This window comes from Trichococcus sp., from assembly GCF_049684335.1.
GTDB lineage: Bacteria > Bacillota > Bacilli > Lactobacillales > Aerococcaceae > Trichococcus.
Genome location: NZ_JBAVFV010000021.1, coordinates 1 through 7,263, shown reverse-complemented (window position 1 = coordinate 7,263; position 7,263 = coordinate 1). Strand labels below are relative to the sequence as shown.

9 protein-coding genes are annotated in these 7,263 nt (G+C 43.9%); 3 read left to right on the top strand and 6 right to left on the bottom strand.

Annotated features, from left to right (window positions below):
- Positions 1-131 precede the first annotated feature (131 nt).
- The 4 genes from WBM30_RS04795 to WBM30_RS04780 form a co-directional block, all read right to left on the bottom strand.
- Positions 132-1,478: a glucose-6-phosphate isomerase gene (locus tag WBM30_RS04795; RefSeq protein WP_424899623.1), complete on the bottom strand. Its 1,347-nt coding sequence runs from the start codon at positions 1,476-1,478 to the stop codon at positions 132-134.
- 56 nt (positions 1,479-1,534) lie between these two features.
- Positions 1,535-1,918 carry a hypothetical protein gene (locus WBM30_RS04790; RefSeq protein ID WP_424899622.1) on the bottom strand — a complete coding sequence of 128 codons (384 nt, stop codon included), beginning with the start codon at positions 1,916-1,918 and terminating at the stop codon, positions 1,535-1,537.
- Entirely contained in the window at positions 1,915-2,349 is a 435-nt protein-coding gene (locus tag WBM30_RS04785; RefSeq protein ID WP_424899621.1) for a CvfD/Ygs/GSP13 family RNA-binding post-transcriptional regulator, read from the bottom strand. The genes WBM30_RS04790 and WBM30_RS04785 overlap by 4 nt, the downstream gene beginning before the upstream one ends.
- A 209-nt stretch (positions 2,350-2,558) precedes the next feature.
- Entirely contained in the window at positions 2,559-3,143 is a 585-nt protein-coding gene (locus WBM30_RS04780) for a peptidylprolyl isomerase (RefSeq protein ID WP_424899620.1), read from the bottom strand.
- Between the two features lie 166 nt (positions 3,144-3,309).
- Here WBM30_RS04780 and WBM30_RS04775 point away from each other — a divergent pair, with 166 nt between their 5' ends.
- The 3 genes from WBM30_RS04775 (at position 3,310) to WBM30_RS04765 (ending at position 5,555) form a co-directional block, all read left to right on the top strand.
- Positions 3,310-3,819 (top strand): divergent PAP2 family protein, encoded by a 510-nt coding sequence (locus WBM30_RS04775; RefSeq protein WP_086986467.1) that lies wholly within the window; start codon positions 3,310-3,312, stop codon positions 3,817-3,819.
- Positions 3,820-3,880: 61 nt separating this feature from the next.
- A complete protein-coding gene (locus WBM30_RS04770; protein WP_424899624.1) occupies positions 3,881-4,861 on the top strand; it encodes an NAD(P)/FAD-dependent oxidoreductase in 981 nt (326 codons plus the stop codon).
- A 187-nt stretch (positions 4,862-5,048) separates the two neighbouring features.
- Complete coding sequence (locus WBM30_RS04765; RefSeq protein ID WP_424899619.1) at positions 5,049-5,555, top strand: phosphatidylglycerophosphatase A family protein; 507 nt, start codon at positions 5,049-5,051, stop codon at positions 5,553-5,555.
- A 159-nt stretch (positions 5,556-5,714) separates the two neighbouring features.
- Here the strand turns inward: WBM30_RS04765 and WBM30_RS04760 are convergent, their stop codons facing one another.
- Entirely contained in the window at positions 5,715-6,347 is a 633-nt protein-coding gene (locus tag WBM30_RS04760) for a TIGR01906 family membrane protein (RefSeq protein ID WP_424899618.1), read from the bottom strand.
- 2 nt (positions 6,348-6,349) lie between these two features.
- Positions 6,350-7,144: a TIGR01457 family HAD-type hydrolase gene (locus WBM30_RS04755; protein ID WP_424899617.1), complete on the bottom strand. Its 795-nt coding sequence runs from the start codon at positions 7,142-7,144 to the stop codon at positions 6,350-6,352.
- Positions 7,145-7,263: the final 119 nt, after the last annotated feature.

The following is a 7,263-nucleotide window of genomic DNA, read 5'->3' as shown; positions in this document are numbered from 1 at the left end:
CAGTTAAAGCCATCCTCATCGGGGATGCCAATCCACTCTTCCTCCTCCAGAAAGCTGGCCAAGCTAGTGCGAACCAAACTTTGGCACAAAAAAAGCGGACAATGAATTGTCCGCCCCAATCAATTTGTAGCTTATAGTCTATCGTTTAATTCTTTAGCTAATTCTTCGAATCCAGGTTTGCCAAGAAGCGCAAACATGTTTTTCTTATAGGCTTCTACACCTGGTTGGTCGAATGGATTAACACCGTTCAAGTAACCAGAGATACCTACTGCGATTTCGAAGAAGTATACTAGATAGCCTAAAGAGTAAGCATCCATTGCAGGCATAGTAACTAACAGGTTTGGCACGCCGCCGTCTGTATGAGCCAATAATGTGCCTTGGTAAGCTTTTGTATTTACGAAATCAACATCTTTACCTTCAAGATAGCCTAAGCCGTCCAGATCTTCTGCGCTTAAAGGAATTTTGATTGTTTTGCGTGGATTTGCAACTTTTACGACTGTTTCAAAGATATTTCTTTGTCCATCTTGGATGGATTGGCCGATTGAATGCAAATCTGTCGAGAAATTCGCGCTTGTTGGATAAATACCTTTTTGGTCTTTACCTTCAGATTCGCCGAACAGTTGTTTCCACCATTCCGAAAGATATTGCATGCCTGGTTCATAGTTAGCTAAGATTTCAGTCACTTTGCCTTTGCGGTAAAGGATGTTGCGGATAGCTGCGTATTGGTATGCTACGTTAGTTGATAAATCAGGATTCGAGTATACTTCACGGGCATCGGCAGCACCTTGCATCAACGCATCGATATCAGCACCACTGACTGCGATTGGAAGAAGACCAACTGGTGTCAATACAGTGAAACGTCCGCCGACATCATCAGGAATTACGAAAGTTTCGTACCCTTCCATGTCCGCTTCATGCTTCGCTGCGCCTCTTGCTTTATCGGTGGTAGAGTAAATGCGTTTTACTGCTTCTTCTTTACCATATTTTTTGATCAATAATTCTTTGAAGACACGGAAAGCAATCGCTGGTTCAGTTGTTGTACCTGATTTTGAAATCATGTTTACTGAGAAATCACGATCCCCGATCACTTCAATCAAGTCAGCTAAATAAGTTGAGCTGATACTGTTTCCTGCAAAGAAAATTTGAGGTGTTTTGCGATCCGCAGTTGTCTGAACGTTGTAAAAAGTGTTGTTAAGGAAGTCGATTGCAGCACGGGCTCCTAAATAAGAACCTCCGATACCGATAACAACCAAAACTTCTGAATCAGATTGGATTTTTTTTGCTGCCGCTTTGATGCGTGCAAATTCGTCTTTGTCATAATCTTTAGGAAGATCGATCCAGCCTGTGAAGTCGCTCCCTGGGCCTGTACCTTCACGAAGCGCTTTGTCAGCTGCCGTTACTTGGTACTGGATGTAATCCAACTCGTGTTGTGCAAAAAATTCCAAAGCTTTAGAGTAATCAAATTGAATATGTGACATTTAATATCCTCCTAATTTGTTTTTATAAAATGATTACTGATCGAAATAAGGCACCTTTAATGGTAAATAGGTACGCTGTCCAATTCCAAGTCAGTAAGTATTTCCGAGATTTCCGAATATTTTTTCCATGCGAACTTGCCTGGTTCATTCAATAAGCTGTCCAAATCGGAAGGTTTTTCTAATGAATCGAAAACAAATAAAGGCATATTTTTGCCATTTACTCTCATGTTCGTCAAGTCAAGCAATCGCAAGGACTCAGATTCAATGCCAACATGCGCCAGCAAGACTTCCATTATAGATCCTAAAGGGGATTTTCCGCCCTCGGATAAATTTACACTAGGTAGGCTGTAGGATTCGTTTTCTGTATTGACCAGAAAGTAAGTATCCTCCGCCTCATTAGTGACCATAATAGTCCCTGCCACTATGTTTTCTTTTATCATAATGAATGTCCCCTCTCACCGGAAGTCGTAAAAACAGGATTATTCCCTGTCGATTTTCTGACTTTCTCGTCCTCTTTGGCCTCTTCGATCCAGGTAGGCATCATTTCTTTCAAGGTCTCAAAACCAATCTGTGGCAAGTATCTTCTTTTTCTTTTCTTTCTTTTCGCCGGGTAACAAGGTGTCGCCAACTTTTCCATAGCTCTGAGAGACAGACTTATTTTCCCTGTGTACTCATCGATATCTATGATTTTAGCTTCCACTCCATCGTCAATTTGAATGAATTCGTCAAGATTAGTCACATACCCATGCCTGCATTCGGATATATGGATCAGGCCTTGCGTATTCTTGTCTAATGAAATGAACACGCCATATGATTGGATACCTGTTACATTTCCTTCAATTATGTCTCCGATTTTATATTCCATTTTCATTCATAATTCCCCTCACAGTACCATATAATTATACCACGTGCCTAGATGAAAGGATAGAATTTCTGATGCAACTTTGATCAGAAGCAACTCTTAGGCGGCGTCATAGCGATTACTACCTTGAAAACACTCCAGTAGTGTTAGGAGTGGCAGAAACAAGATAATCTTATCCATGATGAAAAGGGGCATTTTTTGTGCCCCCTTCTATACTATTATAAAATCGTGATGCTTTCGATGACAACGTCTTCGACAGGTTTGTCTTGAGCGCCTTTTTTCACGCCTTCGATAGCGTAGACTGTGTCCATGCCAGCGTCCACTTGCCCGAATACAGTATGTTTTTTATCCAACCAAGGTGTTCCGCCGTTTGCAGCATAAGCATCTATGATTTCTTTAGGCCATCCACCAGCTTCCAATTGAGCCAACATTGTCATAGGCACTTCTTTAGCGGTAACGATGAAAAATTGGCTTCCGTTAGTGTTCGGGCCAGCATTCGCCATCGACAACGCACCATTCAGGTTGAAAAGACTCGTCGAGAATTCATCTTCAAAAGAATCGCCCCAAACACTTGAGCCGCCCATACCAGTTCCTGTAGGGTCGCCGCCTTGGATCATGAAGTCATTTATGACACGGTGGAAAATGATTCCGTCATAATAGCCGCTCTCAGCCAAACCTAAAAAGTTTTCAACTGTTTTTGGCGCCAAATCAGGGAACAAACGGATAGTGATATCCCCTTTATTTGTTTTCATAATGACTTTCTTATCGTTATCTGTTGCTTGTAATTGTGGAAATAAACTCATTATTCATCCTCCTTTTTTTTACATTTTACCACAATATGCAAAAGATTAATCCCCCGATTATCCAAAAATGAAAATTCAGCCCATTTTTTCTTTTTCATTAGGATGTAAGTATCGATTCATGTTATCATAAATGAAAATTAGCTATTTAAGTGAAGGATGAAAAATAATGATGATTTTCGAGAATTTCCCTTTAATTTGTTCCCTGGCAGCTATCATGTTCACCCAAGCTTTAAAATATCCGATTGCAATTTTTTCAAAAGACAAGAAAACTTCCTTGTCCATTGTTACGACTACGGGCGGGATGCCCAGTTCCCACTCGGCTGCCGTCAGTTCGCTTATAACGGCACTCATTCTGCAATACGGAATCGGTTCTGGTTATGTAGCTATCGCTACAACTTTTGGCGTCATCGTTATGTTTGACTCGATGGGCGTACGTCGTCAGAGCGGTGAGCAAGGCATCGTTCTCATCGACGCCATCAAAGAGCTGACCCGTTTATCCCTAAAGTTCCCCAAGAACGAACAGGAACTGGTTGCAGAAGAAAAAGATGAGAAGATTTACCCTGAAGAAATGGCAGTCAAAAAATACCTTGGGCACAAACCTTCGGAAGTTTTTGTCGGACTGTTGACAGGCATCTTTGTAACATTCATCGTCAGAATGTTCTATGAGCAAATCTGATACCTCTCCGGGCGAGTCATTCACCCGGAACAGAAACAACGGAGGAATACAATTGAAAGATATAGAAATATACGACATCACTATCATCGGCGGCGGCCCTATCGGCATGTTCACGGCGTTCTACGCCGGCCTGCGGCAAGCCAAAGTCAAAATTATAGAAGCCCTACCCCAGCTCGGCGGCCAACCTGGAATGCTTTATGCTGAAAAAAATATATATGACATCGCAGGCTACCCCGCCATTTCCGGCGGCGACCTCGTCAGTAACCTGAAAGAGCAGATGGAACGCTTCGACACAAAGTTGGTATTCGGCGAAGAAGCGTTTGAACTCGAAAAAAATGCTGATGGCATCTTTGAAATCCAAACGACCAAAAACCGCCACTATTCGAAAGCAGTGATCATTTCTGCGGGAAATGGAGCATTCCGGCCGAGAAAACTGGAAATAGAACACGCAGATAAGTACGAGAACACCAATCTACACTATTTCGTGAACAACATCGAGAGTTTCCGCGATAAAACAGTAGCCATCTGTGGTGGTGGCGATTCAGCAGTTGATTGGGCACTAACTCTGGAACCAATCGCCAAAAAGGTCTATCTGATTCATCGTCGCCCGCAATTCCGCGCCCAAGAGCACAGCGTCCACTTGTTGCAAGAGTCGTCCATTGAAATCATGACGCCTTTCGTTCCGGTCAGCGTCAACGGAAACGATGAGTTCTTAACAAGCGTCACGCTTCAGGAAGCCCGTAAAGACAATACGACGGAATTGGAAATAGATGACTTTTTGATCAATTACGGCTTTTCATCCTCCATCGGCGGCATGAAAAAATGGGGATTCGAAGTCCAAGGAAATGCCATCGTCGTAAACTCAAAAATGGAGACCACCATCCCAGGAGTCTATGCCATAGGAGATATCGGGACGTATTCCGGAAAAGTAAAACTGATTGCCACGGGATTCGGTGAAGCTCCTGTAGCCGTCAACAACGCGATGGTGTACATCAATCCCAACACACGTGTACAACCGATGCACAGTACCAGCTTATTTTAAATTTTATGGAGGGTCGTCTCATTCAGAGATGGCCCTTTTTTGATTTGGTTATACAGTTGTCTGAACTGGGGTGCTGGTTCGTGGCGGAATTCCCAGCAAATAACGAATCAAGAATACCTCTTCTTTTGTTTTCAATTGCCCTTCCTCTATAATAAAAGTATCAAATACGAATTCAGGAGGAATTAATATGGTCAAATCAGACAGCGAGTTGCATGCAAGGGCAGTGGCTTTAATAGAGGAACGCGGTGTGAGCGTCGAGGATATCGCCGACCTCGTTTTGCATCTCCAAAAATCATACGTAGATAATCTGACTATGGAGGAATGCATCGAGAACGTTAAGGCCGTGTTCCTGAAACGGGAAGTTCAGAACGCAATCATTACTGGCATTGAAATAGATAAGCTCGCCGAATCGGGGCAGCTCTCCCAGCCGTTGGCAGATATCATCCTGAACGACGAAGGGCTCTACGGCATCGATGAGATTCTTGCCCTTTCGATCGTCAACGTATACGGGTCCATCGGTTTTACGAACTACGGATACATCGATAAAGTTAAACCCGGTATTTTGCAGAAACTGAACGACAAAACCGATTCAGAATGCCACACCTTCCTCGATGACATCGTAGGAGCAATCGCCGCCGCAGCCGCCAGCCGCATCGCCCACGACAATCCAAACAAGAGCGAAATAATGAAGTAGAGTGTGATGAATCCTGGGGAGAAATCGAGCACTAAGTAGGCTATCCGCGAATTTTAATCCTGGACAAAGAAAAATTCTCGAATGCAAGCTACACATTCGGGAATCTAACTACACCAAAAGGGATGCCTCTTCTGATTGAGGCATCCCTTTTATGTTGTGTTATATTATTTTGACTTTCCTGCGAACCCAGAAATACAGCATCACAAGCAACAGTTCGATTATCACAAAAACCAGCACAAAACAATGCATGAAAAAGTCCTGTGGCAGCGCCAGGATGATCGGATCTGTCCGGGCATCAAAGATCCAGGCATCGTTATTGAAGAAGACACCGTGGAACGCGACAAACAAACGGTCGAAGTTCATGAATATCACTGTCAAAGCTACTAATGGAGCAGCGATCATCAAACGCAACGGATTCAGCATGCGCCAATATCCTTGCTCTTTTTTCACCATCCGAAAAAATAATATGCTTGCAACGGCTGACACTCCCAATATGGCGTAATCCAGCAGGAACAGTCTTTTCACCTCATGAAAATGGAAAAGTCCGCTCTCGGAAGCCGGAAAATCAGGCATCTTCAATTCCGCGATCCACGGCAAATTCAGATACTGCATCAGGACTCGGTAGTTATCCAGAATGACGTCTTTCGAAAACCCAGTCATCTGTTCAATGTTCAGGTAATCGATATCAAAGCTGTAGAGCGGTGTGAAGTTGATCGTGAAGGCGATGCTTGCACTCAACACCAGCAAAAAGATTGCTGTGTATCCGAAGAAATATTTCAATTTCTGTGCCATCGCTACACTTCCCACTCGGACAGATCATTGACGATATAGGTAGGTTGCTCATCTTTGCCTTCAATGTCCACCAGTTGGGAGAATCCTGTCAGGACCATCAACGTGTCCACCCCATAACGGACGCCCGCCAGGATATCCGTATTGTAGTTGTCCCCGACCATGACGACATCTGCCTTCTTCAGTTGCATCCTTTTGATGGCACCTGCCATGATGGTCGGATACGGTTTGCCGATGATCAACGGTTCTTTCTGGGTGCAAGCCTTCAGAAAGGCAGTCAAAGCACCGGCTCCCGGAATAAATCCCCTTTCGGTCGGCAGATTTGTGTCAGGATTGGTGGCAACAAATTTGGCCCCCTTTTGGATGGCCAAACAAGCGGCCTCCAATTGCTGATACGTAACCCCGCGGTCCAACGCCTGCAGGACAAAATCAGGATTCTCATCGACCATTTCGAACCCGGCAGCTTGCACTTCCTGTTTCAAGGAGGGTTCACCGACGACCAGAACCTTTTTGCCGATGTTCAATTCATTCAGGTGATCCAATGCCGCCATGGCGCTGGTGTAGATATGATCTTCCGTCACATCAATCTGGAAGTTATGCAGCAGATTCTCTTTGACTTCTGTAGCGGTCTTGGTTGCATTATTCGTGACGAACAGGAACGGAATGTTTTTATCCTGAAGTTCTTTTACGAAGACTTCCGCTGTCGGGATGCGTTCAGCACCTTTGTACACGGTTCCGTCCAGATCGATTAAATAACCTTTATATTTTTTGATGATGTTCTCCTCCTGATCACTGCTCAATCTTTTTGATTTGGAAACTTTTCTTCTCGCCCTTAGCAGATCTGGTTGTTGTCGTTTTTGGTTTATCGATTGGCTGGGAGTCGTTCGCGTTCACATCTTTGATCACGAATCCTTTTTTC

Bases quoted from the DNA above. Each gene is read 5' to 3' on its own strand.
- WBM30_RS04795 (WP_424899623.1), bottom strand. From the start codon at position 1,478: ATGTCACATATTCAATTTGATTACTCTAAAGCTTTGGAATTTTTTGCA.
- WBM30_RS04790 (WP_424899622.1), bottom strand. From the start codon at position 1,918: ATGATAAAAGAAAACATAGTGGCAGGGACTATTATGGTCACTAATGAG.
- WBM30_RS04785 (WP_424899621.1), bottom strand. From the start codon at position 2,349: ATGAAAATGGAATATAAAATCGGAGACATAATTGAAGGAAATGTAACA.
- WBM30_RS04780 (WP_424899620.1), bottom strand. From the start codon at position 3,143: ATGAGTTTATTTCCACAATTACAAGCAACAGATAACGATAAGAAAGTC.
- WBM30_RS04775 (WP_086986467.1), top strand. From the start codon at position 3,310: ATGATGATTTTCGAGAATTTCCCTTTAATTTGTTCCCTGGCAGCTATC.
- WBM30_RS04765 (WP_424899619.1), top strand. From the start codon at position 5,049: ATGGTCAAATCAGACAGCGAGTTGCATGCAAGGGCAGTGGCTTTAATA.
- WBM30_RS04760 (WP_424899618.1), bottom strand. From the start codon at position 6,347: ATGGCACAGAAATTGAAATATTTCTTCGGATACACAGCAATCTTTTTG.